The sequence below is a fragment of the Streptomyces ficellus genome, from assembly GCF_030406405.1.
GTDB lineage: Bacteria > Actinomycetota > Actinomycetes > Streptomycetales > Streptomycetaceae > Streptomyces > Streptomyces ficellus_B.
Genome location: NZ_JAUEPL010000007.1, coordinates 113,415 through 137,609, shown reverse-complemented (window position 1 = coordinate 137,609; position 24,195 = coordinate 113,415). Strand labels below are relative to the sequence as shown.

General features: G+C 71.5%; 26 protein-coding genes. 8 read left to right on the top strand and 18 right to left on the bottom strand.

All coding sequences use genetic code 11. The features are described from left to right. The first annotated feature begins 19 nt into the window (after positions 1-19). A complete protein-coding gene (locus QWM81_RS07870) occupies positions 20-190 on the top strand; it encodes a hypothetical protein (protein ID WP_290110939.1) in 171 nt (56 codons plus the stop codon). Between the two features lie 229 nt (positions 191-419). On the opposite strand, the gene QWM81_RS07865 is transcribed toward QWM81_RS07870, so the two are convergent. After that, on the bottom strand, positions 420-1,031 hold the full coding sequence (locus QWM81_RS07865; protein ID WP_290110938.1) for an alpha/beta hydrolase: 612 nt from the start codon (positions 1,029-1,031) through the stop codon (positions 420-422). Between the two features lie 344 nt (positions 1,032-1,375). Here QWM81_RS07865 and QWM81_RS07860 point away from each other — a divergent pair, with 344 nt between their 5' ends. Continuing rightward, positions 1,376-1,789, top strand: coding sequence for a hypothetical protein (locus QWM81_RS07860; protein ID WP_290110937.1), 414 nt, complete (start codon positions 1,376-1,378; stop codon positions 1,787-1,789). A 339-nt stretch (positions 1,790-2,128) separates the two neighbouring features. Here QWM81_RS07860 and QWM81_RS07855 read toward each other — a convergent pair whose 3' ends face one another. Together QWM81_RS07855 and QWM81_RS07850 are read right to left on the bottom strand one after the other, a co-directional pair. Then, complete coding sequence (locus tag QWM81_RS07855; RefSeq protein ID WP_290110936.1) at positions 2,129-2,314, bottom strand: hypothetical protein; 186 nt, start codon at positions 2,312-2,314, stop codon at positions 2,129-2,131. Between the two features lie 149 nt (positions 2,315-2,463). Further along, positions 2,464-2,712 carry a hypothetical protein gene (locus QWM81_RS07850; RefSeq protein WP_290110935.1) on the bottom strand — a complete coding sequence of 83 codons (249 nt, stop codon included), beginning with the start codon at positions 2,710-2,712 and terminating at the stop codon, positions 2,464-2,466. A 126-nt stretch (positions 2,713-2,838) separates the two neighbouring features. On the opposite strand from QWM81_RS07850, the gene QWM81_RS07845 reads away from it, so the two are divergent. The 4 genes from QWM81_RS07845 to QWM81_RS07830 all read left to right on the top strand — a co-directional run bounded on the left by QWM81_RS07845 (position 2,839) and on the right by QWM81_RS07830 (position 7,411). Next, a complete protein-coding gene (locus QWM81_RS07845) occupies positions 2,839-3,663 on the top strand; it encodes an inositol monophosphatase family protein (RefSeq protein WP_290110934.1) in 825 nt (274 codons plus the stop codon). Positions 3,664-3,779: 116 nt separating this feature from the next. Then, the gene (locus QWM81_RS07840) at positions 3,780-5,195 is read left to right on the top strand and encodes a phytoene desaturase family protein (RefSeq protein ID WP_290110933.1); all 1,416 of its coding nucleotides are present in this window, start codon (positions 3,780-3,782) and stop codon (positions 5,193-5,195) included. A 235-nt stretch (positions 5,196-5,430) separates the two neighbouring features. After that, positions 5,431-6,903: an AlkA N-terminal domain-containing protein gene (locus QWM81_RS07835; protein ID WP_290110932.1), complete on the top strand. Its 1,473-nt coding sequence runs from the start codon at positions 5,431-5,433 to the stop codon at positions 6,901-6,903. A 10-nt stretch (positions 6,904-6,913) separates the two neighbouring features. After that, positions 6,914-7,411: a methylated-DNA--[protein]-cysteine S-methyltransferase gene (locus QWM81_RS07830; RefSeq protein WP_290110931.1), complete on the top strand. Its 498-nt coding sequence runs from the start codon at positions 6,914-6,916 to the stop codon at positions 7,409-7,411. Here QWM81_RS07830 and QWM81_RS07825 read toward each other — a convergent pair. The 4 genes from QWM81_RS07825 to QWM81_RS07810 all read right to left on the bottom strand — a co-directional run bounded on the left by QWM81_RS07825 (position 7,408) and on the right by QWM81_RS07810 (position 10,263). Then, positions 7,408-8,124, bottom strand: a complete 717-nt coding sequence (locus QWM81_RS07825) for an SIR2 family NAD-dependent protein deacylase (protein ID WP_290110930.1) — start codon at positions 8,122-8,124, stop codon at positions 7,408-7,410. The genes QWM81_RS07830 and QWM81_RS07825 overlap by 4 nt on opposite strands. Before the next feature lie 193 nt (positions 8,125-8,317). Continuing rightward, positions 8,318-8,821, bottom strand: coding sequence for an NUDIX domain-containing protein (locus QWM81_RS07820; protein WP_290110929.1), 504 nt, complete (start codon positions 8,819-8,821; stop codon positions 8,318-8,320). A gap of 63 nt (positions 8,822-8,884) precedes the next feature. Beyond that, on the bottom strand, positions 8,885-9,979 hold the full coding sequence (locus QWM81_RS07815) for an ADP-ribosylglycohydrolase family protein (protein ID WP_290110928.1): 1,095 nt from the start codon (positions 9,977-9,979) through the stop codon (positions 8,885-8,887). Continuing rightward, positions 9,976-10,263 carry a hypothetical protein gene (locus tag QWM81_RS07810; RefSeq protein ID WP_290110927.1) on the bottom strand — a complete coding sequence of 96 codons (288 nt, stop codon included), beginning with the start codon at positions 10,261-10,263 and terminating at the stop codon, positions 9,976-9,978. The genes QWM81_RS07815 and QWM81_RS07810 overlap by 4 nt, the downstream gene beginning before the upstream one ends. A gap of 178 nt (positions 10,264-10,441) precedes the next feature. Here QWM81_RS07810 and QWM81_RS07805 point away from each other — a divergent pair, with 178 nt between their 5' ends. Next, positions 10,442-11,596, top strand: coding sequence for a glycerate kinase (locus QWM81_RS07805; RefSeq protein ID WP_290110926.1), 1,155 nt, complete (start codon positions 10,442-10,444; stop codon positions 11,594-11,596). Between the two features lie 139 nt (positions 11,597-11,735). Here QWM81_RS07805 and QWM81_RS07800 read toward each other — a convergent pair whose 3' ends face one another. From QWM81_RS07800 to QWM81_RS07755, 10 genes are all read right to left on the bottom strand, one after another. Beyond that, complete coding sequence (locus tag QWM81_RS07800; RefSeq protein WP_290110925.1) at positions 11,736-12,005, bottom strand: hypothetical protein; 270 nt, start codon at positions 12,003-12,005, stop codon at positions 11,736-11,738. Between the two features lie 185 nt (positions 12,006-12,190). After that, complete coding sequence (pssA, locus tag QWM81_RS07795) at positions 12,191-13,054, bottom strand: CDP-diacylglycerol--serine O-phosphatidyltransferase (protein ID WP_290111036.1); 864 nt, start codon at positions 13,052-13,054, stop codon at positions 12,191-12,193. Continuing rightward, positions 13,047-13,703 (bottom strand): phosphatidylserine decarboxylase, encoded by a 657-nt coding sequence (locus QWM81_RS07790; RefSeq protein ID WP_126884277.1) that lies wholly within the window; start codon positions 13,701-13,703, stop codon positions 13,047-13,049. Before QWM81_RS07790 ends, pssA begins: the two co-directional genes overlap by 8 nt. A 168-nt stretch (positions 13,704-13,871) precedes the next feature. Continuing rightward, a complete protein-coding gene (locus tag QWM81_RS07785) occupies positions 13,872-15,077 on the bottom strand; it encodes an acyl-CoA dehydrogenase family protein (RefSeq protein ID WP_290110924.1) in 1,206 nt (401 codons plus the stop codon). A 2-nt stretch (positions 15,078-15,079) separates the two neighbouring features. After that, positions 15,080-15,592: a MaoC family dehydratase gene (locus tag QWM81_RS07780; protein WP_290110923.1), complete on the bottom strand. Its 513-nt coding sequence runs from the start codon at positions 15,590-15,592 to the stop codon at positions 15,080-15,082. 5 nt (positions 15,593-15,597) lie between these two features. Further along, positions 15,598-16,563 carry an HpcH/HpaI aldolase/citrate lyase family protein gene (locus QWM81_RS07775; RefSeq protein ID WP_290110922.1) on the bottom strand — a complete coding sequence of 322 codons (966 nt, stop codon included), beginning with the start codon at positions 16,561-16,563 and terminating at the stop codon, positions 15,598-15,600. Further along, entirely contained in the window at positions 16,560-18,572 is a 2,013-nt protein-coding gene (locus tag QWM81_RS07770) for a protein meaA (protein WP_290111035.1), read from the bottom strand. The genes QWM81_RS07775 and QWM81_RS07770 overlap by 4 nt, the downstream gene beginning before the upstream one ends. A 14-nt stretch (positions 18,573-18,586) precedes the next feature. After that, the gene (gene ccrA / locus QWM81_RS07765) at positions 18,587-19,924 is read right to left on the bottom strand and encodes a crotonyl-CoA carboxylase/reductase (protein ID WP_290110921.1); all 1,338 of its coding nucleotides are present in this window, start codon (positions 19,922-19,924) and stop codon (positions 18,587-18,589) included. Between the two features lie 415 nt (positions 19,925-20,339). After that, a complete protein-coding gene (locus QWM81_RS07760; protein ID WP_290110920.1) occupies positions 20,340-21,161 on the bottom strand; it encodes a TetR family transcriptional regulator in 822 nt (273 codons plus the stop codon). Positions 21,162-21,252: 91 nt separating this feature from the next. After that, positions 21,253-23,034: a 3-hydroxyacyl-CoA dehydrogenase family protein gene (locus QWM81_RS07755; protein ID WP_290110919.1), complete on the bottom strand. Its 1,782-nt coding sequence runs from the start codon at positions 23,032-23,034 to the stop codon at positions 21,253-21,255. 347 nt (positions 23,035-23,381) lie between these two features. Between QWM81_RS07755 and QWM81_RS07750 the strand changes: the two genes are divergently transcribed. Beyond that, entirely contained in the window at positions 23,382-23,978 is a 597-nt protein-coding gene (locus QWM81_RS07750; RefSeq protein WP_290110918.1) for an adenylosuccinate lyase, read from the top strand. A 33-nt stretch (positions 23,979-24,011) separates the two neighbouring features. On the opposite strand, the gene QWM81_RS07745 is transcribed toward QWM81_RS07750, so the two are convergent. Beyond that, positions 24,012-24,170 carry a hypothetical protein gene (locus QWM81_RS07745; protein WP_290110917.1) on the bottom strand — a complete coding sequence of 53 codons (159 nt, stop codon included), beginning with the start codon at positions 24,168-24,170 and terminating at the stop codon, positions 24,012-24,014. Positions 24,171-24,195: the final 25 nt, after the last annotated feature.

The window sequence follows — 24,195 nt, the reverse complement described above, 5'->3', positions numbered from 1 at the left end:
GCACACGCAAGGAGAAGTCGTGACCGTTCCTGAGGAGAACCGCCCCAAGACGACGTCCACCGACGACGTCATCGAGACGCGTGACGAAGGGGCACCCACCGAGCAGGACAAGGGCGCCACCGGGCGCACCCTGCGCGAGGCGATGGAGGAAGCCGGGCTCCGCCCGGACGATGTGCGCGACGAGACCTGACGGGGAAGACGGCCCCCGCCGCCCGGACCACAGCGCCGGGGGCGGGGCCGTCGCGCGCGGCCAAGTCATCGGCCTCGGATTGTGGACCCGCTCGAAGGTCCGCAGCGGATCGCGTGCGAGGTGTCGGCGTCTGTCGGCGCCGGGGCGCTCCACGAGGCCGTCTGCGCAGAGGGCCAAGGTTTCACCGGACGTCGCGGCGGCAGCGGCATCCAGCGGCCCCGGCACTGCCTCATGGGGTGCTCCACCACCGCAAGGCCTCTGCGGCTATGTCGGCGGGCACGTCATGGCCGCCGGGGAACTCCCGATAGGTAACCGGGTAGTCGTCGTCGCGGAGCGTACGGACGATCCGGCGGCTGCACCGTTCGATCGGCAGGACCCGGTCCGCGGTGCCGTGGGAGATGAAGATCCGGGGTCGTCCATGGCGGAGCATCGGGGCCATGAAGCCGGGGGAGAAGGCGAGCACCGTGCCGAAGAGATCGCCGTTGCTCAGTCCCAGGGTGAGGGCGTAGGACGCGCCGTCGGAGAAACCGGCGATCGCCACGCCCGCCGCCTCGACCGGAAACTTCCGGAACACCTCGGCCAGCGCGGCGTCGAGACGGATCACGTCCGGGCCGTATCCGCCGGCGATCAGGTCCCAGGTGGAGCCCGAGGACTGAGGCGCCAGGAGCAGCAGGCCGTTGGCTCCCGGCTGCGGACGCAGCCACGTCAGGGCCTGGTCGGCGGTTGCTCCGGCCCCATGGAGTACGACGGCCAGCCGATACGGCGGCGGGGCCGAGGGCACGCGCAGCAACGCCTGCCCGTCTGTCCGATAGGTGCCCGGCTGCGGCGACTTGGCTTCCACGACACGCGGGCCCGCCGTGAGCCTGCCGTGGCGTGCGCTCCCTCGGACCGACGGATGAGGAACGCCACCTTCGGGTACCGGCATCTCGACCGCCGCCTTCCGTCTCAAGACCCGGCATCGTTTCCGCTAGGAGGCCCGGTGTACCGATGGCGGGATTCCATGGGTGCCGTTTGCCCCGCCGGCTCCCCAGCCCGCAGTACCCGTCAGCCTCCGGGGCACGCACCCTGAGGAAGGCCGACCGCTGTGAACGAGGCGCCGAACGAAGCGGCTTCCTGTGGCGAGCGCTTGACGGGGGCGGCTCGAACCTCCTTCCGCCCACGCAGCGGCCGCGTACTCTCGGTTCCGTGCCCCGCCATCCGAAGAAGCCCCGCCGGCTGGTCGCTGACGGGCGGGCGTATCTGTGGACGCTCCGCCACAGCCACCGCGTGCTGAACAGCGGCCGGTCCGCGGACTGCCGCCAGACCCTCACGCTGTACCCGCAGCCGGCCGGCACCGGAGGCTCGCTGCGCATCGTCTTCACCGAGGGCCCGGGTCGGTACGTTCCGGGCGGGTTCCCCATGGGCTCCGGGGACGTGGGGTACGTCCGGGGCGGCTCCCTGAACCTGCACGAACCGGGCGCCGTCCGCGCCCTGCTCGACGCGGCGTCGACTCACGCGTGGCAGCCGGGGGAGCGGCGGGCGGTGGAGGTCGACGGCTGGCCCCTGCTGGAGGCGGCGGTCGCCGCGCGAGCCCGGGACGCCGGCACCCCGAGCCCGTAGGGGGCGCGACCCTTGAGCGCGCGCCATTGTTCCCGCACGGGGCGGGCGGCGGGTCTGCTTACTGTCCGAAAACCTGCCGCCACGTGTGCCTGCGCAACAGCGTCATCAAGACCTGCGGCCGCCACGACATGCCCAAGCCGCTCCCGGCATACGGGCGGGCGGTAGGGCCGGCCATGTCCATGTGCCATGTCCATGGTGCTGTACGTGGCGCTGATGGCGGCGGCCGACCGTGCTGCGCCCACCGTGACCGCCGCGCGGAGCCGGCCGAGGCCATGATGCGTGCGTGACCGGCGGCCCTGCTCGCCGTCGGTCACGCGCGCGGTCCACGTGGCGCAGCCGTCAGAGCTCGGGCTGCTGCAGTCCCTCCTCCTGCGCGGATTCCGCCTTGCCAGCCTGCTCGGCCTCACGGCCCTGCCGCTCCGTCCGAGGTGCTGTGCGCTCCTCCTCCGGATGCACGTCGTTCTCGCCGGTCACCTGCTCCAGCGGTGACTTGTACCGGTCTTCCTGCCGTCCGGGTTCACCCATGACGCCACTCCTCCCGACTGCCTGGTGCTCTGTCGGTTCGACGAGCGGGGTACGACGAGTTCCCCGTGCGGCACGGTGAAACCGTGCCGGTGGGCGCCGACGTACCGCCGACGGACCGCCGACGTACCAATCCGCGACGTACCGATCGGTCACGCGCCCAGCTCCCCGGCCATGGTCCGCAGGGTCGCCGCCAGCTCCCGCACCTGGTGGTCCTGCGGTGACGCCGTGCCGAGCCTGCCGACGAGGTCGCCGCGGGTCAGCAGCACGGCGGCTCCCCGGTACGCCTCGGAGGCGAGCCGGGGCGGGTCGACCACGTGCGCCCGCCCCTCCATCAGGACGAGCGCGGCGTCGTCGTCGGGCATGGCGAGCAGGTCACGTACATGGCTCTGATCGATCATCTGGGCGTCGCCTTCCTGTGGTCGTGTCGTGCCCGGGTACCCGGATCGCCGCGGTCGATCGGTACGTTGGCCGGAGGGTGGGCTGCCGGAGGGTGGGCTGTCAGTGGTCCGTGCTTAGCTGGACGCATGATCGATGACTTTCTCGACGGTTCCCTGCCCGCGGTCGAGGAGGCGGTGCGCAAAGCGGCCGCCGCCGAGATCATGCCGCGCTGGCGGCAGCTCGCCACGCACGAGATCGTCGAGAAGAGCGGCCCGCACGATCTCGTGACGGTCGCCGACCGGCTGGCCGAGGCCCACCTCACCGTGTCGCTGACCGCGCTGCTGCCCGGCTCGGTGGTGGTGGGCGAGGAGTCCGTCCACGCCGACCCCGCGGTGTACGCGGCGCTGCGGGGCGACGCGCCGGTGTGGATCGTCGATCCCGTCGACGGCACCCGGCAGTTCGTGCGCGGCGAGCCGGGCTTCTGCACGCTGGTCGCGCTCGCGGTGCGCGGCGAGGTGCTGGCGTCGTGGACGTTCGCGCCCGCGCTGGACGAGATGGCCGTCGCGGTGCGCGGGCGCGGCGCGCGGCTGAACGGCACGGCGATACGCGCCGGGTCGCCCGCCCGGGGCGCGGTGCTGAAGGTCGCGATGTCCCACCCCGACTACACGACGCCCGAGGAGAAGGCCGCGCTCCTGTGCCTCGACACCGAGGGCGTCGAGGCCCGCCCCTGCGGCTCGGCCGGCCTGGAGTACCTGGCGGTGGCCCGCGGCGCCCTGGACGCGGTGGCGTTCTCCTGGGAGTACGCCTGGGACCACGCGGCGGGGCTGCTCCTGGTCGAGGAGGCGGGCGGCGCTCACGCCACCCTGGCGGGCGTGCCGTTCCGCGTCACGGGCGCCAACGTCCTGCCCTTCACGGCGGCCCGCGACCAGGCGACGGCCACGCGCATACGGACCCTGCTGACCGCCCCATGACACCGGGGGAGCCGGGCGGCGCGGGGAGCGGCGGGAGAACCGCCCTCGGCCCCGACCCGCCTTCTCCGCCCCATATCCTGTTTCCCTTGGCCATTGGCTGACGAAGGAGTCGCAAGGTGCCGTCGATGCTCGATGCCGTCGTCGTGGGGGCGGGGCCCAACGGGCTGACCGCCGCCGCCGAACTGGCCCGCCGCGGCTTCTCCGTCGCCGTCTTCGAGGCCCTCGACTCCGTCGGCGGCGGTGCCAGGACCGAGGAGCTCACCCTCCCGGGCTTCCGCCACGACCCGTGCTCCGCCGTGCACCCGCTGGGCGCCGGTTCGCCCGCGTTCAGGGCCATGCCCCTGGCCCGGTACGGGCTGGAGTGGCTGCACCCCGACCTGCCGATGGCGCATCCCTTCGACGACGGCACGGCGGCCGTGCTGTCCCGCTCCGTGTCCGAGACCGCCGCGTCCTTCGGGCCCCGGGACGCCGGCACGTACCGTCGCCTCGTCGCGCCGTACCTCGGCAAATGGGACACCCTCGCCCGCGACTTCATGTCCCTGCCCCTCACCGCCCTCCCGCGCGATCCGGTCACCCTCGCCCGCTTCGGCATCGACGGCCTGCCGCCGTCCACCTGGCTGATGCGCCGCTTCCGCGACGACAGGGCCCGCGCCCTGTTCGCGGGACTCGTCGCCCACGTCATCGCCCCGCTCGGCGGCCTGGCCACCAGCGCGATCGGGCTCGTGTTCGCGCTGGCCGCGCACGCCGGCGGCTGGCCGCTCCCGCGCGGCGGCTCGCAGGCCATCTCGGACGCCCTCGCCGCGTACGTACAGGACCTCGGCGGCACCGTGCACACCGGCTACGAGGTCAAGCGCCTCGACGACCTGCCGCCCGCCCGCGCGTACGTCTTCGACACCTCGCCCACCGCCCTCGCCCGTATCGCCGGGTTCGGCCGGTTCTACGACCGCTACCGCTACGGCGCCTCCGTCTACAAGATCGACTACGCGCTGGACGGCCCCGTCCCCTGGACCGCGGCCGAGCCCCGCCGCGCCGGCACGGTCCAAGTCGGCCCGAGCAGCCGGGAGATCGGTACCGCGCTGAACCAGGCATCCAGCGGAACGGCCCCCCGCACCCCGTTCCTGATCACCGCGCAGCCCAGCCTCGTCGACCCGTCCCGCGCCCCCGAGGGCAAGCACGTCTTCTGGGTGTACGGCCACGTCCCGCACGCCTGGCAGGGTGACCTCACGGACGCGATCGAGCGGCAGATCGAGCGCTTCGCCCCCGGCTTCCGCGACCTCGTCCTCGCCCGCGCCACCGCCGGCCCGCCCCAACTCGCCGCGCGCAACGCCAACTACATCGGCGGCGACATCGCCTGCGGCGCCGCCAGCGGCCTCCAGCTGCTCCTGCGCCCCCGGCTGTCCCTCTCCCCGTACAACACGCCGCACCCCGCCGTGTTCCTCTGCTCCTCGGCGACCCCGCCCGGCCCCGGTGTGCACGGCATGTCGGGCCACAACGCGGCGAAGGCGGTCTGGCGCCACCTCCGCAGGAACTGACCGTCCGGGGGCGACGACCTCACCACCGAGTAGGTGTTCACCGACCCGCGCGGGACGCCGGCGTCCGCCGGAAGGGGACGGACGTGCGCGTGCGCGCCCCGCGCGGAAGGGCCGTCGAGACCAAGGTCAGCGGCACCCCGCTCACCACCATGGAGTGGACGCGAGGCCTGGCAGCGCGAGGCTCATGTCGTTTTCTCGCCAGCGTCCGCGCATCGCCGTGGCCGATGCTGGAGCCATGCACACCGACACCGAGCGCTGCGTGAGGGCCGTCCAGTCCAAGGACGCCCGGTTCGACGGCTGGTTCTTCACCGCCGTGCTGACCACCCGCATCTACTGCCGGCCCAGCTGCCCGGTGGTGCCGCCGAAGCCCGAGAACATGGTGTTCTACCCGAGCGCCGCCGCCTGCCAGCAGGCCGGGTACCGCGCCTGCAAGCGGTGCCGCCCCGACACCAGCCCGGGCTCCCCCGAGTGGAACGCCCGCGCCGACACCGTCGCCCGCGCCATGCGCCTCATCCGCGACGGCATCGTCGACCGGGAGGGCGTTCCGGGCCTGGCCTCCCGGCTCGGCTACTCCACCCGGCAGATCGAGCGCCAACTGCTCGCCGAACTCGGCGCCGGGCCGCTCGCCCTGGCCCGCGCCCAGCGCGCCCAGACCGCCCGCGTCCTCATCGAGACCACCGCCCTGCCCATGGCGGACGTCGCGTTCGCGGCCGGCTTCTCCTCCATCCGCACCTTCAACGACACCGTCCGCGAGGTCTTCGCCCTCGCCCCCGGCGAACTCCGCGCCCGCGCCACCCGCCACAAGGCCGCCCCGCCAACCCCCGGTGTCATCGCGCTCCGGCTGCCCTACCGCGCGCCCCTGAACCCCGACAACCTCTTCGGCCACCTCGCCGCGACCGCCGTCCCCGGGGTGGAGGAGTGGCGCGACGGCGCCTACCGGCGCACCCTCGCCCTCCCGCACGGCCACGGCATCGTCGCCCTCGCCCCGCGCCCCGACCACATCGCCTGCCGCCTGTCCCTCACCGACCCGCGCGACCTCACCCTCGCCATCAGCCGCTGCCGCTGGCTGCTCGACCTCGACGCCGACCCCGTCGCGGTGGACGACCGCCTCCGTACGGATCCCCTCCTCGCGCCCCTGGTCGACAAGGCGCCCGGCCGACGCGTCCCGCGTACCGCCGACCCCGCCGAGTTCGCCGTACGCGCGGTGCTCGGCCAGCAGGTCTCCACCGCCGCCGCCCGCACCCACGCGGCCCGCCTGGTCACCGCGCACGGCACCCCCGTCGAGGACCCCGAGGGCGGGCTCACCCACCTCTTCCCCGCACCCGAGGCGCTCGCCGCCCTCGACCCGGAGGCCCTCGCCCTGCCGCGCAGCCGCCGCACCACGCTCACCACCCTGATCGGCGCCCTCGCCGACGGCTCCCTCCGGCTCGGTACGGACAGCGACTGGGAGGAGGCCCGCGCGCGCCTCGGCGTCCTGCCGGGCTTCGGCCCCTGGACGGTCGAGGTGATCGCGATGCGCGGCCTGGGCGACCCCGACGCGTTCCTCCCGGGCGACCTCGGCGTCCGGCGCGCCGCCGCCGCCCTGGGCCTGCCCTCGACGCCCGCCGCGCTGACCGCCCGCGCCGCCGCGTGGCGGCCCTGGCGCGCGTACGCCGTCCAGTACCTCTGGGCGACCGATAACCACCCCATCAACCACCTGCCCATGTGAAGGTACCTTGATGAACCGTCAGCACACCGTCACCGACAGCCCCTACGGCCTCCTGACACTCGTCGCAACCGATGGCGTCCTCAGCGGGCTGTACATGACCGACCACCGTCACCGCCCGCCACAGGAGACCTTCGGCGACCCGGACCCGCGTCCCTTCCGCGAGGTGATCCGCCAGCTCGACGCCTACTACGCGCGCGAACTGACCACCTTCGACCTGCCGTTGCAGCTGGCCGGCACACCGTTCCAGCGCAGAGTCTGGGACGAGTTGCGAAAGATCCCGTACGGCGAGACCCGCTCGTACGGCGAACTCGCCGTGGTCCTCGGCAAACCCGGCGCCTCCCGCGCCGTCGGCCTCGCCAACGGCAAGAACCCGGTCAGCATCATCGTCCCGTGCCACCGCGTCATCGGCGCGAGCGGCAGTCTCACCGGATACGGCGGCGGCCTCGACCGCAAGCAGCGCCTGCTCGCCTTCGAAAGCGGCGCAGCCGCGGAGGAGACCCTTTTCTAAAGCCGTTTGAGGAGCGCGGGCAAGGCGGTCCCGATCGGTTCCCGCACGACCTCGTCGGCCAGTTCGTCGTACGGCGTCGGCTCGGCGTTCACGATGATCAGCCGCGCCCCGTGCTCCGCCGCGATCCCGGCCAGGGACGCGGCGGGCTGCACCTGGAGCGTCGAGCCCACCACGAGGAACACCTCGGCGGCCTTGGCGATCCCCATGGCCTCGCCCAGCACCACCGGGTCCAGCCGCTCGCCGAACATCACGGTCGCCGACTTGAGGATCCCGCCGCACGCCTCGCACGCGGGGTCCTCCTCGCCCGCCTCGACCCGCGCCAGCGCGTCCGCCATCGGGGACCGCGCGTGGCACCCGGTGCACACCACCGCCCGCGCGGTGCCGTGCAGTTCGAGCACCTTGCGCTCCGGCATCCCGGCGAGCTGGTGCAGCCCGTCCACGTTCTGCGTGATCACCCGCACCGCGAACCCGGGCCTCCGCTCCAGCTCGGCGATCGCCCGGTGCGCGGCGTTCGGCTCGGCCCGCAGCGCCCCGGTGTCGCGCCGCATCCGCCAGGACCGGCGCCGGATCTCCGGATCGGCCATGTAGTACGCGTACGTGACGAGCTTCTCCGCCTCCGGATCGCGCCGCCACAGGCCGTTCGGCCCTCGGTAGTCACGGATACCGGAGTCCGTGGAGATACCGGCACCGCTCAGGATCGCGACGAGAGTCATACCGCGAGGCTACGCAGCGGAGGGCGGGCCCCGCGAACGGATTCGGCCGGGGACTGGTGGCCGGGGGCCGTGACCGGACCGGTGACCTGGGCCGGTGCCGGTGCCGGTGACCTGGGCCGGTGGCCGGTGGCCGGTGGCCGGTGACCGGGGGACCAGTGACCGGGACCGGTGACCGGGGCTGGTCGTCCGCCGGTCAGCGCACCGGGCGGCCGTTCACCAGCTCCACCGCGCCCCGGCAGCCGTCCGCCGGCGCGTCCAGCGCGTCCAGCGCGGACATCACGCGGAAGCCCAGCGACCCGAGCAGATACGTCGGCAGCTCCTCGCGCTCCACCAGCTTCCACGAGATCAGCTCCGCCTCCTGGAGCCGGATCGCCCGGAACTGCTCGCCGCTCAGCACCCCGCCGTCGTACACGTACGCCACGATCGGCGGCCGCCCGGGCCCGTGCACCCAGTCCACCGCGAGCAGCGGCCCCAGCTCCACGTCCAGGCCGATCTCCTCCAGCGTCTCCCGCCGCGCGCCCTCGCGCGGGGTCTCGCCCGCGTCGGACTCGATGGTCCCGCCGGGCAGCGCCCAGCCCTCGCGGTAGTTGGGCTCCACGAGCAGGACACGGCCCTCGCCGTCGCGGAACAGGGCGGCGGCACCGGCCAGGACGCGGGGGAGACCGGCGATGTACGCGGCGTAATCGGAGGTGGTCACACCGGTCAGCTTAGTGCCGACTCACGCCGCTTCGGTGGACGCTCAGTTCCCGCTCGGTCCCGCTCAGTTCGCGCTCAGTTCCCGCTCGGTGCCGTCCCCGGGCCCGCTCAGGGCGAGCGTCCGCTCGGCCAGTTCACCGATGCGTACGCCGTCGAAGCCGAACACCGCGCTGCGCACCCGGTCCTCCAGCGGGTCCGTCCAGTGGCGCGGGATGCCCGACGCCCCGCACAGCACGCCCGCGACGGAACCGGCGGTGGCGCCGTTGGAGTCGGTGTCGAGGCCGCCGCGGACCGTGAGCGCGATGGTCCGGCTGAAGTCGCCCGCCCCGTACAGCAGCCCCGCCGTGATGACCGCGGCGTTCGGGAGCGTGTGGATCCAGTGCAGCCCCGACGTCTCCCGCTCCGCCTCCGTGAGCGCGTCCGGCCAGCTCACGCCCGCCTCGTGGAGCGCCACCACGTGCCGGACCACGCGGGCGAGGCGGCTGCTCGCGGGGATGCGCTCCAGCGCCGTTTCGACAGCGGCGCGCGGACCGGCGGCCGTGAACGCCGCCGCGGTCAGGGCGGCCGCCCACATCGCGCCGTACACGCCGTTGCCCGTGTGGGAGAGCACCGCGTCGCGGCGGGCCAGAGCGGCGGCACGGCGCGGGTCGCCGGGGGAGGTCCAGCCGAAGACGTCGGCGCGGATGAGGGCGCCGATCCACTCCTGGTACGGGTTGTCGTACGTCGCGGTCAGCGGCGGTTTCAGGCCGCCCACGAGGTTGCGGTAGGCGGCCCGTTCGGCGGTGAACGTCTGCCGGAAGGGCAGCCGCAGCAGCCACAGCTCGCCGACCTGCTCCGTGGTGAAGGCGAACCCGTGCGTCTCCAGCAGGTGCAGCGCGAGGATCGCGTAGTCCACGTCGTCGTCGCGGCAGCTGCCGTGGACGCGGCCGCGTACGCACTCGCGCCACTCGGGGCGCAGCTCGAAACCGGCTCCGGAGGCGTCCGGCGGCGGCTCGGGGAGGTAGTCGGTCAGGGGCAGGGCGTGTGTCGCGCGCAGGTACCGGTCGATCCGGTCCCGTGTCCAGTGGTCGCCGCGCTCCACCGGTTTGCCCAGCATGTTCCCGGCGATGCGCCCGGACCAGCCGCCGAGGATGCGGTCCGCGAGCGGCGGCCCGTTCACGCCGACGGCACGGAGGACGGTACGACGGCCCCGCCGCCCGCCCGTACGGTCTCCACCACCGCCTCGTGCAGGATCCTGCTGTCCTTCTCGGAGTGGCACGGCACGGGGCTGCCCGTCATGGTGAACCACTCGGACGCCCCGCTGTACTGGACGGCGATCTGCGCCTCGCCGTCCGCCCATGTGGTGTGCACGGTGACGTTGCCCGTGACGATGCCCAGCTCGTCGGTACGAACCCCGCCACGTCCCGTGTACACATCGGTCGTCGTCCACGATGCCCACGTCATGATGGCAGCGTCACACGAATGGCCCACGCCCGCGACCCGGGCGCCGGACCCCGTCCGGACGCTCCCGACTCAGCCCCGCGCCGCGCCCCTGACCAGCGGCGGGGACTGGCCACCGTCAGACCGTACGGATAGGGTCGGCGTCGGCGCGACTGCCTGTTCGAAAGCAAGGGATGCAAGGGTGACGGACGGAGCAGTAACTGAGGCCGCGCGCGTGCTCGTCGCGGCTGACAAGTTCAAGGGTTCGCTCACGGCCGTACAGGTCGCGGAGCGGGTGACGGCCGGGCTCCGGCACGTCGTCCCCGGGATCGAGGTGGAGACCCTGCCCGTCGCGGACGGCGGCGACGGCACGGTCGCGGCCGCGGTGGCGGCCGGGTTCGAGCGGCGTGAGGTACGGGTGACCGGGCCGCTCGGCGAACCGGTGACCGCGGCGTACGCGCTGCGCGGCGCCACGGCCGTGGTGGAGATGGCCGAGGCGTCCGGGCTCCAGCTGCTGCCCGAGGGCGTCTTCGCACCGCTGACGTCCACCACGTACGGCTCCGGTGAGCTGCTGCGCGCCGCGCTCGACGCGGGCGCGCGCACCATCGTCTTCGGCGTGGGCGGCAGCGCCACCACGGACGGCGGCGCCGGCATGCTGGCCGCGCTGGGCGCCCGGTTCCTGGACGCGGACGGCAAGCCCGTCGGCCCGGGGGGCGGCGCCCTGAAGGATCTCGCGACCGCCGACCTGTCCGGCCTCGACGCCCGCTTCCAGGACGTGGACCTGGTGCTCGCCAGCGACGTCGACAACCCGCTGACGGGGCCCAAGGGCGCTCCGGCCGTGTACGGGCCGCAGAAGGGCGCCTCGCCGGAGGACGTGGCCGAGCTGGACGCGGCCCTGGCCCACTTCGCCTCCGTGCTGGCCGACGCGATCGGCTCCCGGGCCACCGAGCTCGCCGAGTCGCCGGGCGCGGGCGCCGCGGGCGGCATCGGCTACGGGGCGCTCGTCGGCCTCGGCGCGAGCTTCCGCCCCGGCATCGACGTCATGCTGGACGTCCTGGGCTTCGCCCCGGCCCTCGCCCGCGCCACGCTGGTCATCACCGGCGAGGGCTCCCTGGACGAGCAGACCCTGCACGGCAAGGCCCCGGCGGGGGTCGCCGCGGCCGCCCGCGCGGCCGGTGTCGAGGTGGTCGCCGTCTGCGGCCGTCTCGCCCTGCCGCCGGAGGCCCTGGGCCGGGCGGGCATCCGCCGCGCCTACGCGCTGACGGAGATCGAACCGGACACCGCCAGGTGCATCGCGGAGGCCGGCCCGCTGCTGGAACGCGTCGCGGCGAACATCGCCCGCGACTTCCTGACGTAGAGCGCAGGGCGCAGAGCGTCAGAGCCCCGAGCCGGACGCCGTGCCGCGCTGTGAACGCCACGGCCCGGCACGGTGGCATGCACCGTGCCGGGCCGGGCCGCCGCCCGCCCCCTGAGCGGCTGCGGCTGCCACTGTGCGGCTAGGCGGCCTCTCTGCGGACTTCCCGGGTGTCGACGACGAGGGTGCCGTCGTGCTGCTCGTAGTGGGACAGAGCGAGCCCGAGGCCGAAGAACGTGGGTGCCCATTGGCCGACGAATATGCCCCACCGGTCGGCGCGGGCGAGTCCTGTGCCGGGCTCCAGCTTGAGGGACCCGGCCCAGCTGGCGATGGAGAGGCCGATGGACGCGAAGGCGGCCATGTACGCGTGCTCGCTGCGCACGCCCATCTCGTGGAACTTCCTGATGACCATGGTGGCTCCTTTCGGTCAGTACTCAGAACCGAGGTGCCCAAAGCGTGATGATCCATGCCAAATAAGACATCGCTGTCATGGCCCGCACGCGAAAGGGCCCGGATGCGGTTCCCCGCACCCGGGCCCTTCCTCACACTTCCCGCCAGGCAGGTCCAAGGCAGACCTACGCCAGACCTACGCCAGGACTACGGCAGCTGCGCCGCCCGCGCCTCCCGGCTCTCGCGCCGGTTGTCGCGGAAGGTGTTCACCCGCCGGGCCGTCGCGAAGAGGGGGATCACGGCGCCCAGCACCACCTGGAGCGCGCAGCCGGTCTGGAGCAGCAGCTGCCCGCCCGGCGCGTCGAACGCCCACGCGGCCAGCAGGCCCATCGCGCCGACGATCCAGCTGAGCATCGCCACCGCGAGAACGCCCCGCGGCTTGGGGTACTCGACCCGGCTCACCATCAGCCACGCCGTACCGATGATCGCCAGCAGCGTCGGGATGAACGGCAGCTCCAGCAGCACGATGGAGACCACCGTCAGCGCCCCGAAGGGGGAGGGCATGCCCTGGAACATGCCGTCCTTCATGGTCACGCAGCTGAACCTGGCCAGGCGTAGCACCACCGCCAGCAGCACCACGATCGCGGCCACCGCGGAGACCCGCTGGTGCGCGTCGTCCGCGACCATCCCGTAGACGAGGACGAAGTACGCCGGGGCCAGACCGAAGCTGATCAGGTCCGACAGGTTGTCCAGCTCGGCGCCCATCGGCGAGCTGCGGAGCTTGCGCGCCACGAGCCCGTCGAACAGGTCGAAGACCGCCGCGCACAGCATCAGGATCACGGCCGTCGCGGCGGAGTGCCGCGCCATGCCGGTCTCGTCGCTGCCCGTGAGGTGCGGGATCAGGATGCCGGTGGTGGTGAAGTACACGGCCATGAAACCGCAGGTCGCGTTACCGAGGGTAAGCGTGTCCGCTATTGAGAGCCGCAGTGACAGCGGCATCTCCTCGGCTTCCTCGGCGGCGTCCGCCTCGGCGTCCGCGACCCAGTTGGCCGGGGTCTCAGGATCAATCACGGTCAATTCGAGTCACCCCCGCGGTCGTGGTCTGACCGACCTCGACAGCGACGTCGACACCTTCCGGAAGGTAGATGTCAACGCGCGATCCGAAGCGGATCAGACCAATACGCTCGCCCTGCTCGACCTTGGTCCCCTGGGGGATGTACGGCACGATGCGACGGGCGACCGCGCCCGCGATCTGCACCATCTCGATGTCACCGAGCTCGGTGTCGAAGTGCCAGACAACGCGCTCGTTGTTCTCGCTCTCCTTGTTGAACGCCGGCACGAAACCGCCGGGCACGTGCTCGACGGACGTCACCGTGCCCGCCAGCGGGGCGCGGTTGACGTGGACGTTCAGCGGGCTCATGAAGATGGCGACCCGGGTACGCCCGTCCTTCCACGGCATGATGCTCTGCACCACGCCGTCGGCGGGCGAGATGACCCGCCCCTGCGCGATCTCGCGCTCGGGGTCGCGGAAGAACCACAGCATGCCCGCCGCCAGAGCGGTGGTGGGCACGGCGATGGCCGCGGCGCGCTTGGAACGGCGCGAGCGGGCAAGGCTGAGTGCGGCGGTGGCGACGGTCGGCAGGAGCCACGGCGATGCTCCGCGAGCGATACGCACGCCAAGGAGGCTGTCGCGAGGTGCAGAGGTTTGGCTGTGGGGCATGGATGACCTTCGTAGCGGATGATGCCGCGCGGTTGCGGGGGACGGCGGCTTTCGGGCGATGCTATCGGTTGCGGGCCGCAACTGGGCAAGCCAGAAGCCGAGTCGGCGGCCGGAAGAGGATGACAGGGTGTGATCTTCTTCGCGGCCAAACCGACCTCAAAGCGGCAATCAACCCTGGAACCGGTACTCCTCGAGCAACCGACGCCCAATGATCATTTTCTGGATCTCGGCGGTACCTTCACCGATGAGCAGCATCGGCGCCTCTCGGTAGAGACGCTCGATTTCGTACTCCTTCGAGAATCCGTAGCCGCCATGGATACGGAAGGCGTCCTCGACGACCTCTTTGCAGTATTCGGAGGCGAGGTACTTCGCCATCCCTGCTTCCAGGTCGTTTCGTTCCCCGGAGTCCTTTTTGCGGGCTGCGTTGACCATCATGGCATGAGCGGCCTCGACCTTGGTAGCCATCTCGGCCAGCTTGAACTGGATCGCCTGGTGCTGAGCGATCGGCTTGCCGAAAGTGTGACGTTGCTGGGCGTACGAGACTCCCAGCTCAAATGCACGCTGCGCGACTCCGCAACCACGCGCCGCGACATTCACCCGGCCGACCTCGACACCGTCCATCATTTGGTAAAACCCTCGGCCGGTGGTCCCACCGAGGACACGATTGGCCGGAATGCGCAGTCCGTCCATGATGAGCTCGGTGGTGTCGACGCCCTTGTAGCCCATCTTGTCGATCTTCCCGGGAATGGTGAGGCCCGGCCGGACCTCTCCGAAGCCCGGCTCCTTCTCCACCAGGAAGGTCGTCATCGACTTGTGGGGCGCGGTGCCCTCGGGGTGTCCTTCGTCACTTCGGACGAGAACGGCGACCAGGGTTGACGTGCCGCCGTTCGTCAGCCACATCTTCTGACCGTTCAGGACGTACTCGTCGCCGTCCTTCACCGCCTTCGATGTGATGGCCGACACATCCGAGCCCAGGGCCGGCTCCGACATCGAGAACGCACCGCGCACCTCGCCCGCCGCCATGCGCGGCAGGAAGGTGTCCTTCTGCTCCTGCGTGCCGTGCTGCTTGAGCATGTACGCGACGATGAAGTGGGTGTTGATGATGCCCGACACGGACATCCAGCCGCGCGCGATCTCCTCCACGCACAGCGCGTACGTGAGCAGGGACTCGCCCAGACCCCCGTACTCCTCCGGGATCATCAGCCCGAAGACGCCCAGCTCCTTCAGCCCGTCGACGATGTCCTGCGGGTACTCGTCACGGTGCTCCAGCTCGGTCGCGACCGGGATGATCTCCTTGTCGACGAAGTCCCGGACGGTGGAGAGGATCTCCTGCTGAACGTCGGTCAGACCGTGCGTCTGCGCGAGTCGGGCCATGACTACTTCTCCTGCTGCTTCGGTTCGGGCCGGCCGGGCTGCTCGCCGCCGCGCTCCTTGATGTACGTCTCGGTGGGGACCATCACCTTGCGGCGGAAGACGCACACGAGCGTGCCGTCCTGCTTGTAGCCCTTGGTCTCCACGTACACGATCCCCCGGTCGGACTTGGACTTCGAGGGCGTCTTGTCGAGGACGGTGGTCTCGCCGTAGATGGTGTCGCCGTGGAAGGTCGGCGCCACATGGCGCAGCGACTCGATCTCCAGGTTGGCGATCGCCTTGCCGGAGACGTCCGGCACGGACATGCCCAGCAGGAGCGAGTAGATGTAATTGCCGACGACGACGTTCCTCCCGAAGTCCGTCGTCTTCTCCGCATAGTTGGTGTCCATGTGGAGGGGGTGGTGGTTCATCGTCAGCAGGCAGAAGAGGTGGTCGTCGTACTCGGTGACCGTCTTCCCGGGCCAGTGCTTGTACACGGCGCCGACTTCGAACTCCTCATAGGTGCGTCCGAACTGCATGGTGCTCAGGCCTCCGGGGCTTCGAACTTCGAGGTACGGGTCATGCCGGCGGCGCGGCCCTTGCCGGAGATGACCAGCGCCATCTTGCGGCTGGCCTCGTCGATCATCTCGTCGCCGAGCATCGCCGAGCCCTTCTTGCCGCCCGCCTCGGACGTGTAGTACTCGTACGCGTCCAGGATCAGCTCGGCGTGGTCGAAGTCCTCCTGGGACGGCGAGAACACCTCGTTGGCCGCGTCGACCTGGCCCGGGTGCAGCACCCACTTGCCGTCGAAGCCGAGCGCGGCGGCGCGGCCGGCCACCGCGCGGAAGCCGTCCACGTTCTTGATCTGGAGGTACGGACCGTCGATCGCCTGGAGGTCGTTGGCGCGGGCCGCCATCAGGATCTTCATCAGGATGTAGTGATACGCGTCGGCCGGGTAGCCGGGCGGCTGCTCGCCGACGACCAGCGACTTCATGTTGATGGACGCCATGAAGTCGGCCGGGCCGAAGATGATCGTCTCGATGCGCGGTGAGGCCTGGGCGATCTCGTTGACGTTGTTCAGGCCGCGCGCGTTCTCGATCTGCGCCTCGATGCCGATCCGGCCGACCTCGAAGCCCATCGTCTTCTCGATCTGCGTCAGCAGCAGGTCCAGCGCCACGACCTGCTCGGCGTTCTGCACCTTCGGCAGCATGATGCAGTCCAGGTTGGGGCCCGCGCCCTCGACGACGGTGACGACGTCGCGGTAGGTCCACTCGGTCGTCCAGTCGTTGACCCGCACGACCCTGGTCTTGCCCGTCCAGTCACCCTCGTTGAGGAACGTGACGATGGTGTGCCGCGCCTCCGGCTTGGCCAGCGGCGCGCACGCGTCCTCCAGGTCCAGGAAGACCTGGTCGGCGGGCAGGCCCTGGGCCTTCTCCAGGAAACGCGGGTTGGAACCGGGGACCGCCAGGCAGGAACGGCGCGGGCGGAGACGGTTCACAGGGCTGGTCATGCGGGGACCTCCAGAGGGTCGAGCTTGTTCGCTTTCCGGATCTCGTCGACGATACGACCGATGATCTCCGTGATCCCGAAGTCCTTCGGGGTGAAGACGGCGGCCACTCCCGCCCGCTTCAGTTCGGCGGCGTCGGCGCTGGGGATGATCCCGCCGACGATGACCGGAATGTCCGAGGCGCCGGCCTCGCGCAGCCTGGCCAGCACGTCGGGCACCAGCTCGGCGTGCGAGCCCGACAGGATCGACAGTCCCACGCAGTGCACGTCCTCCGCGAGAGCCGCGTTCACGATCTGCTCGGGGGTCAGCCGGATGCCCTGGTAGACCACCTCGAAACCGGCGTCACGCGCGCGTACCGCGATCTGCTCGGCCCCGTTGGAATGCCCGTCCAGGCCCGGCTTGCCCACCAGCAGCCGCAACCGCCCGGCGCCCAGCTCCTCGGCCGTGCGCGCCACCTTCCGGCGTACGGCGGCCAGCGGCGTGCCCTCCTCGGCGGCGACCGCGACCGGCGCGGACGACACGCCCGTCGGGGCGCGGTACTCGCCGAACACGTCGCGCAGCGCCCAGGCCCACTCGCCGGTGGTGACGCCCGCGCGGGCGCACTCCAGGGTGGCCGGGAAGAGGTTCGCCTCTCCGGCGGCCGCCGCCTTGAGCTCGGCCAGCGCCTCCTGGGCCCGGGTCTCGTCGCGGTTGTCGCGCCACTCGTGCAGCTTCGCCACCACCCGCGCCTCATTGGCGGGGTCCACCGTCATGATGGCGGTGTCCAGGTCCGCGGTGAGCGGGTTGGGCTCGGTCGACTCGTAGCAGTTGACGCCGACGATCTTCTCCTCGCCGGACTCGATCCGCGCCCGCCGCTCGGCGTGCGAGGACACCAGCTGCGACTTGAGGTAGCCGGACTCGACGGCGGCCATCGCGCCGCCCATCTCCTGGATCCGGTCGATCTCGGCCAGGCACTCGGTGACCAGGGCGTCGACCTTCGCCTCGATGACGTGCGAGCCCTCGAAGATGTCCTCGTACTCCAGCAGGTCACTCTCATGCGCCAGCACCTGCTGGATGCGCAGGCTCCACTGCTGGTCCCAGGGGCGGGGCAGGCCCAGCGCCTCGTTCCACGCGGGGAGTTGCACGGCCCGCGCGCGTGCGTTCTTCGACAGCGTCACGGCCAGCATCTCCAGGACGATGCGCTGGACGTTGTTCTCCGGCTGCGCTTCGGTCAGGCCGAGCGAGTTGACCTGCACGCCGTAGCGGAAGCGGCGGTGCTTGGGGTCCTCGATCCCGTACCGCTCCCGCGTGATCGTGTCCCAGATGCGGCCGAAGGCCCGCATCTTGCACATCTCCTCGATGAACCGGACGCCCGCGTTCACGAAGAAGGAGATACGGGCGACGACCTCGCCCTTGCGCTCCTGCGCCACCTGCCCGGAGGCGAACACCGCGTCGAGGACGGCGATCGCCGTCGACATGGCGTACGAGATCTCCTGGACCGGCGTGGCGCCCGCCTCCTGGAGGTGGTAACTGCAGATGTTGATCGGGTTCCACTTGGGGATGTGGTTCACCGTGTAGGTGATCATGTCGGTGGTCAGGCGCAGCGAGGGACCGGGCGGGAAGACGTGCGTTCCGCGCGACAGGTACTCCTTGACGATGTCGTTCTGCGTCGTCCCCTGGAGCTTGGTGATGTCCGCGCCCTGCTTCTCCGCGACCACCTGGTAGAGCGCCAGCAGCCACATGGCGGTGGCGTTGATGGTCATGGACGTGTTCGTCTGCTCCAGGGGGATGTCCTGGAACAGCCGGCGCATGTCACCGAGGTGCGAGACCGGGACCCCGACCCGGCCCACCTCGCCGCGGGCGAGGATGTGGTCCGGGTCGTAGCCCGTCTGCGTCGGCAGGTCGAAGGCGACGGACAGACCGGTCTGGCCCTTGGCGAGGTTGCGCCGGTACAGCTCGTTGGACGCCTCGGCGGTCGAGTGACCGGCATACGTCCGCATGAGCCAGGGCCGGTCCTTCTTCCGTTCCGTCATCGGACGTTCCGCCATCAGACGTTCCTGAACCGGTTGATGGCGTCGATGTGCTTGTCCCGCAGCTCCTGGTTCTTCACGCCCATGCCCTCCTCGGGGGCGAGGCACAGGACGCCGACCTTGCCCTGGTGGAGGTTGCGGTGGACGTCGTACGCGGCCTGGCCGGTGTCCTCCAGGGAGTACACCTTGGACAGGGTCGGGTGGATCTTGCCCTTGGCGATCAGGCGGTTGGCCTCCCACGCCTCCCGGTAGTTCGCGAAGTGGGAGCCGATGATCCGCTTCAGCGACATCCACAGGTAGCGGTTGTCGTACTCGTGCATGTAGCCCGAGGTCGAGGCGCAGGTGGTGATCGTGCCGCCCTTGCGGGTGACGTAGACGGAGGCGCCGAAGGTCTCGCGGCCGGGGTGCTCGAAGACGATGTCGATGTCCTCGCCGCCGGTGAGCTCACGGATGCGCTTGCCGAAGCGCTTCCACTCCTTGGGGTCCTGGGTCTGCTCGTCCTTCCAGAACTTGTAGCCCTCGGCGTTGCGGTCGATGATCGCCTCGGCGCCCATCGCGCGGCAGATGTCCGCCTTCTGCTCGCTGGAGACCACACAGATCGGGTTGGCGCCACCGGCCAGCGCGAACTGCGTCGCATACGAGCCCAGGCCGCCGCTGGCGCCCCAGATCAGCACGTTGTCGCCCTGCTTCATGCCGGCGCCGTTGCGCGAGACGAGCTGGCGGTACGCGGTGGAGTTCACCAGGCCCGGCGCCGCCGCCTCCTCCCAGCTGAGGTGGTCGGGCTTGGGCATCAGCTGGTTGGACTTCACCAGGGCGATCTCCGCCAGGCCGCCGAAGTTGGTCTCGAACCCCCAGATGCGCTGCTCGGGGTCGAGCATCGTGTCGTTGTGGCCGTCGGAGGACTCCAGCTCGACCGACAGGCAGTGCGCGACGACCTCGTCACCGGGGCGCCAGGCGTTGACGCCCGGGCCGGTGCGCAGGACCACGCCCGCCAGGTCGGAGCCGATGATGTGGTACGGCAGGTCGTGGCGCTTGGTGAGCTCCGAGAGCTTGCCGTACCGCTCCAGGAAGCTGAAGGTCGAGACCGGCTCGAAGATCGAGGTCCACACGGAGTTGTAGTTGACCGAGGACGCCATCACGGCCACCAGCGCCTCACCCGGGCCCAGTTCGGGCAGCGGCACGTCATCGACGTGCAGCGACTTGCGCGGGTCCTTCTCGCGGGTGGTGAGACCGGTGAACATCTCGGTCTCGTCCTTGTGCACGGTCACCGCGCGGTAGGACTCGGGGAGCGGCAGTGCGGCGAAGTCGGCGGAGGTGGTGTCCGGCGACTGAATCGCGTCCAGGATTTCCTTCACGGTGTTGCCTCCGGCGAAGCGTGCGTCTGACGGGAGACGCTGAGGGGAACGTCGGGGAAGTGCTGCTGCTGTGGAGGTATGCCGTCGGTTCGGCGGGGTGGTGCTGCTGGCAGCGCTGGGTGGTGCGCGAAGTTGCCTGTGACGCAGGCGTCCGGGCGCGCGAGGCGCGATGGCCTTGCGGGGACAGCCGGCGTACGAGAGGTCTCTGCACGCCGGCCGCCCGGACAACATCAACGTATGACACCGCGTGCCAGGCCGCAAGACACTGAGTGCCAACAATTTCACTCAGATGCAATCCGCCCATCACAGATGAGCGATGATCGATCGAAGTCTTTCACCACGGGACGCGAAACGCCCGCCGGGCTCGACGGGAGCGTCGAGCCCGGCGGGCGTCAGGTGTGGCGGGCGCCGCTGGTCAGCGGGTTTTCAGGGTGCGCTCGATGGCGCGCATGATCTCGTCCAGCGGCGCGTCCGTACGGGCGACGGTCACCAGGACGTCACCGGTGGTGCTCGTGGCCGCGGCAGGCGGCTTGGCGGGACTCGTCGCACCGGCGGCGCGCCCCGCGCCTATGCCCGTGCCGAACGTGTCCCGGACGATCGCGAACGCGTGGTCGAGCTGGGCCTCCACATCGCCCTGGCCGCCCGACCGCAGCCAGCGGCGCAGCACATGGTTGTGCGCCGTGACGACCGCGGACGCGGCCACCTCCGCCAGCAGCGGGTCGTCGTTGCCGTCGTGGTGGTCACGCTCGTCGAAGTGGCCCAGCAGATAGCGGGTGAACAGCCGCTCGTAGCGGGCCACCGAGGCGATCTCGCGCTCCCGGAGCGTGGGCACCTCGCGGGTGAGGCGGTAGCGCTCGACCGACACGGCGGGGGAGGCCGCGTACATCTTCATGACTTCCTTGATGCCCCGGCAGACCGTGTCGAGCGGGTGCTCGTGCGGCGGTGCGGCGTTCAGCACCGCCTCCGCCCGCACGAGGGTGTCGTCGTGGTCGGGGAAAATCGCTTCTTCCTTGGAGCGGAAGTGGCGGAAGAAGGTACGCCGGGCGACCCCGGCCGCGGCGGCGATCTCGTCGACCGTCGTCGCCTCGTACCCCTTCGTCGCGAACAGTTCCATGGCCGCGGCCGCCAGCTCGCGGCGCATCTTCAGCCGCTGGGCGGCGGCGCGGCTTCCGGCGGCGCTCTCCGGAGCGTCGGACGGCGTGGCGGTGGCACGGGGTGACCTGGCGGGCTGGGACATGACCTGAACGTACTGCATTTGTGCAGGAGAGCGCGCCTGAGGGGCCGGGCCGCCCGCGCCGTCGAGCAGCCCTCCCCACTCCCCGTACGGCTCAGCGGCGGGCATATTCGCGGAAGCCGCGACCCGTCTTGCGGCCGAGGCAGCCCGCCGCCACCAGGTGCTCCAGCAGGGGCGCCGGCGCCAGGCCAGGGTCGCGGAACTCGCGGTGCAGCACCCGCTCGATGGCGAGCGAGACGTCGAGGCCGACCACGTCGAGCAGCTCGAAGGGGCCCATCGGGTAGCCGCCGCCCAGCTTCATCGCGGCGTCGATGTCGTCCAGGGAGGCATAGTGCTGCTCGACCATCTTGATCGCGTTGTTCAGGTACGGGAAGAGCAGCGCGTTCACGATGAAACCGGCCCGGTCGCCGCAGTCCACCGGGTGCTTGCGGATCTTCGTGGTGACCTCGCGGACGGTGGCGTGGACGTCGTCGGCGGTCAGGACCGTACGGACCACCTCTACCAGCTTCATCGCCGGGGCCGGGTTGAAGAAGTGCATCCCGATCACGTCCTGCGGGCGCGAGGTGGCGCGGGCGCAGGCGACGACGGGGAGGGAGGAGGTGGTGGTGGCCAGGACCGCGCCCGGCTTGCACACCTTGTCCAGCGTCGCGAACAGCTGCCGCTTGACCTCCAGGTCCTCGGCGACCGCCTCCACCGCCAGGTCGACCTCGGCGAATGCGTCGAGGGAACCGGCGGGCGTGACGCGCGCCAGGGTCTCGTCGCGGGCGTCGGCGGTCATCCGGCCCTTGTCGACGGAGCGGGCGAGGGACTTCGCGATCCTGGCCTTGGCCGTCTCGGCCTTCTCCGGCGAGCGGGCGGCGAGCACCACGTCGTACCCGGCCTTAGCGAAGACCTCCGCGATGCCGCTCGCCATGGTGCCGGAGCCGGCGACGCCGACGGCGCGGACCTCCCGCCCCTCTCCCGTGGTGGCCGTCTCCAGCGGGGTCAGCGCGTCGCGCACCACGACCGCGCTGCCGGGCGCCTCGTAGGTGTAGAAGCCGCGCCCCGACTTGCGGCCCGTCAGGCCCGCCTCGCTCAGCTGCTTGAGGATCGGCGCGGGGGCGTGCAGCCGGTCGCGGGACTCGGCGTACATGGCCTCCAGCACGGTACGGGCGGTGTCGATGCCGATCAGGTCCAGCAGCGCCAGCGGCCCCATCGGCAGGCCGCAGCCCAGCCTCATCGCGGCGTCGATGTCCTCGCGGGTGGCGTACTTGGCCTCGTACATCGCCGCGGCCTGGTTGAGGTAGCCGAAGAGCAGGCCGTCCGCGACGAAACCGGGCCGGTCACCGACCGCGACCGGCTCCTTGCCCAGCTGGTGGGCGAGGTCGGTGACGGCGGCGACGGCCTGCGGCGCGGTGAGCACCGAGGACACCACCTCGACCAGCTTCATCGCGGGGGCAGGGTTGAAGAAGTGCAGGCCCAGCACCCGCTCGGGGCGGGCGGAGTCGGCGGCGAGACGGGTCACCGACAGCGCGTTGGTGCCGGTGGCGATGATCGCGTCCGGGCGGACGATGGAGTCCAGCGCCCGGAAGACCTGCTGCTTGACCTCGTACGACTCGGGCACCACCTCGATGACGAGGTCCGCGTCCGCGGCGGCCTGGAGGTCGCAGAAGGTACGGAAGCGGGCGAGGATGTCGCGCCGCTCCTCCTCGGTGATCCGCTCGCGGGCCACGGACCGGGCGGTGGCAGCCTCCAGGGCGGCGGCCGCGCGGGCGGCGGCGGCCTCGCTGATGTCGATACCGATGACCTCACGGCCGGCCCGGGCCAGGACCTCGGCTATGCCGGCGCCCATCGTGCCGAGACCGACGACGGCGATGGTGGAGAGAGGGGTGTCCATCACGGGACTCCAGGGATGAGTGACGACTGATGAGGGGCGCGCGCGGGGGTACGACCGGGAGGCGGCGTACGCGGGTGCGAGCGGATCGCGCGCAGGCGTGCTGTCGCGGTGAGGAGAACCGACGGACCCTGTCCCGGAGTCGCGTCGTACAAAAAGTGCCGAACCGACAAGCTCCCCCATAGCCATGCGGCATGGGAGCCCTCAGGCGGCTGCGTCACCAGGCCGCCGTGAGGGTGCGGGTGGTAGCCCGCTCAGTTGAGCTTAACCGGCGGGTAACGAGCGCGCCAGTGCTGGGAAGTGGCCGGAACATGTGATCTGGATCGCGGTGGCGCTGGATACTGACAGCCATGGACGCCACGGATGAGGAGTTCAGGTCGCTCACGCACCGGCTGCGGGAGGAGGCCGGCGGATCCTCCGCGTACGAACGGCTGATCACCGTCGCGGACCCGGAGGAGCTCGCCGAGGTCCTCACCCGCCCGGGACAGCCCCTGTGGGCCCGCGAGATCGCCGCCTTCCGGCTCGGGCTCGCCGGTGACCGCCGCGCCTTCGAGGCGCTGGTCCTGCTCCTCAACCACCGGGACCCGGAGCGCTGCGTCTCCGCCGCCTACGCCCTGGCACGGCTGGGCGACCCCCGCACGCCGAAGGCGGCGGCCGCGCTCGCCACCAATGAGCTGCGCGTCGCCTACGCTCTGGCCCCGGTCCGGCTGCTCGCCCAGCTGCGCGCCCCGGAGTCCGTACCGGCGCTGATCACCGTCCTGGAACGCCGCCTGGCGGCCGGTGACCCGCACTGGCGGGTGGGCGTCGCGTGCGCGGAAGCGCTCGGCGCCCTCGGCGACGCCCGCGCCCGCCCGGTCCTCCAAGCCGCCCGCGCCCACCCCCGCCTGGCCCCCGCCGCCACACAGGCCCTGACACGGCTCGGCCCGGTCACCGCCCCACCGCCCTGACGGAGGCCCGGGCGGGGCGCTGCCCGGCCTGGGTCAGGGGCGCGGGGCCCGGACGTAGCGCCCGTCGTAGGCGAACTGCCAGCCCCGTACCCGGATGTCGGCCACGGCCGCGCAGTCGTCCTCCGCCATCCCCCGCACCCGGACCGGAGCGACTCCGTCAGGGGCGTGCGCGTGAGTGAGGTGTGGGCTCATGGGCCTCATCCTCGCGCACGACACT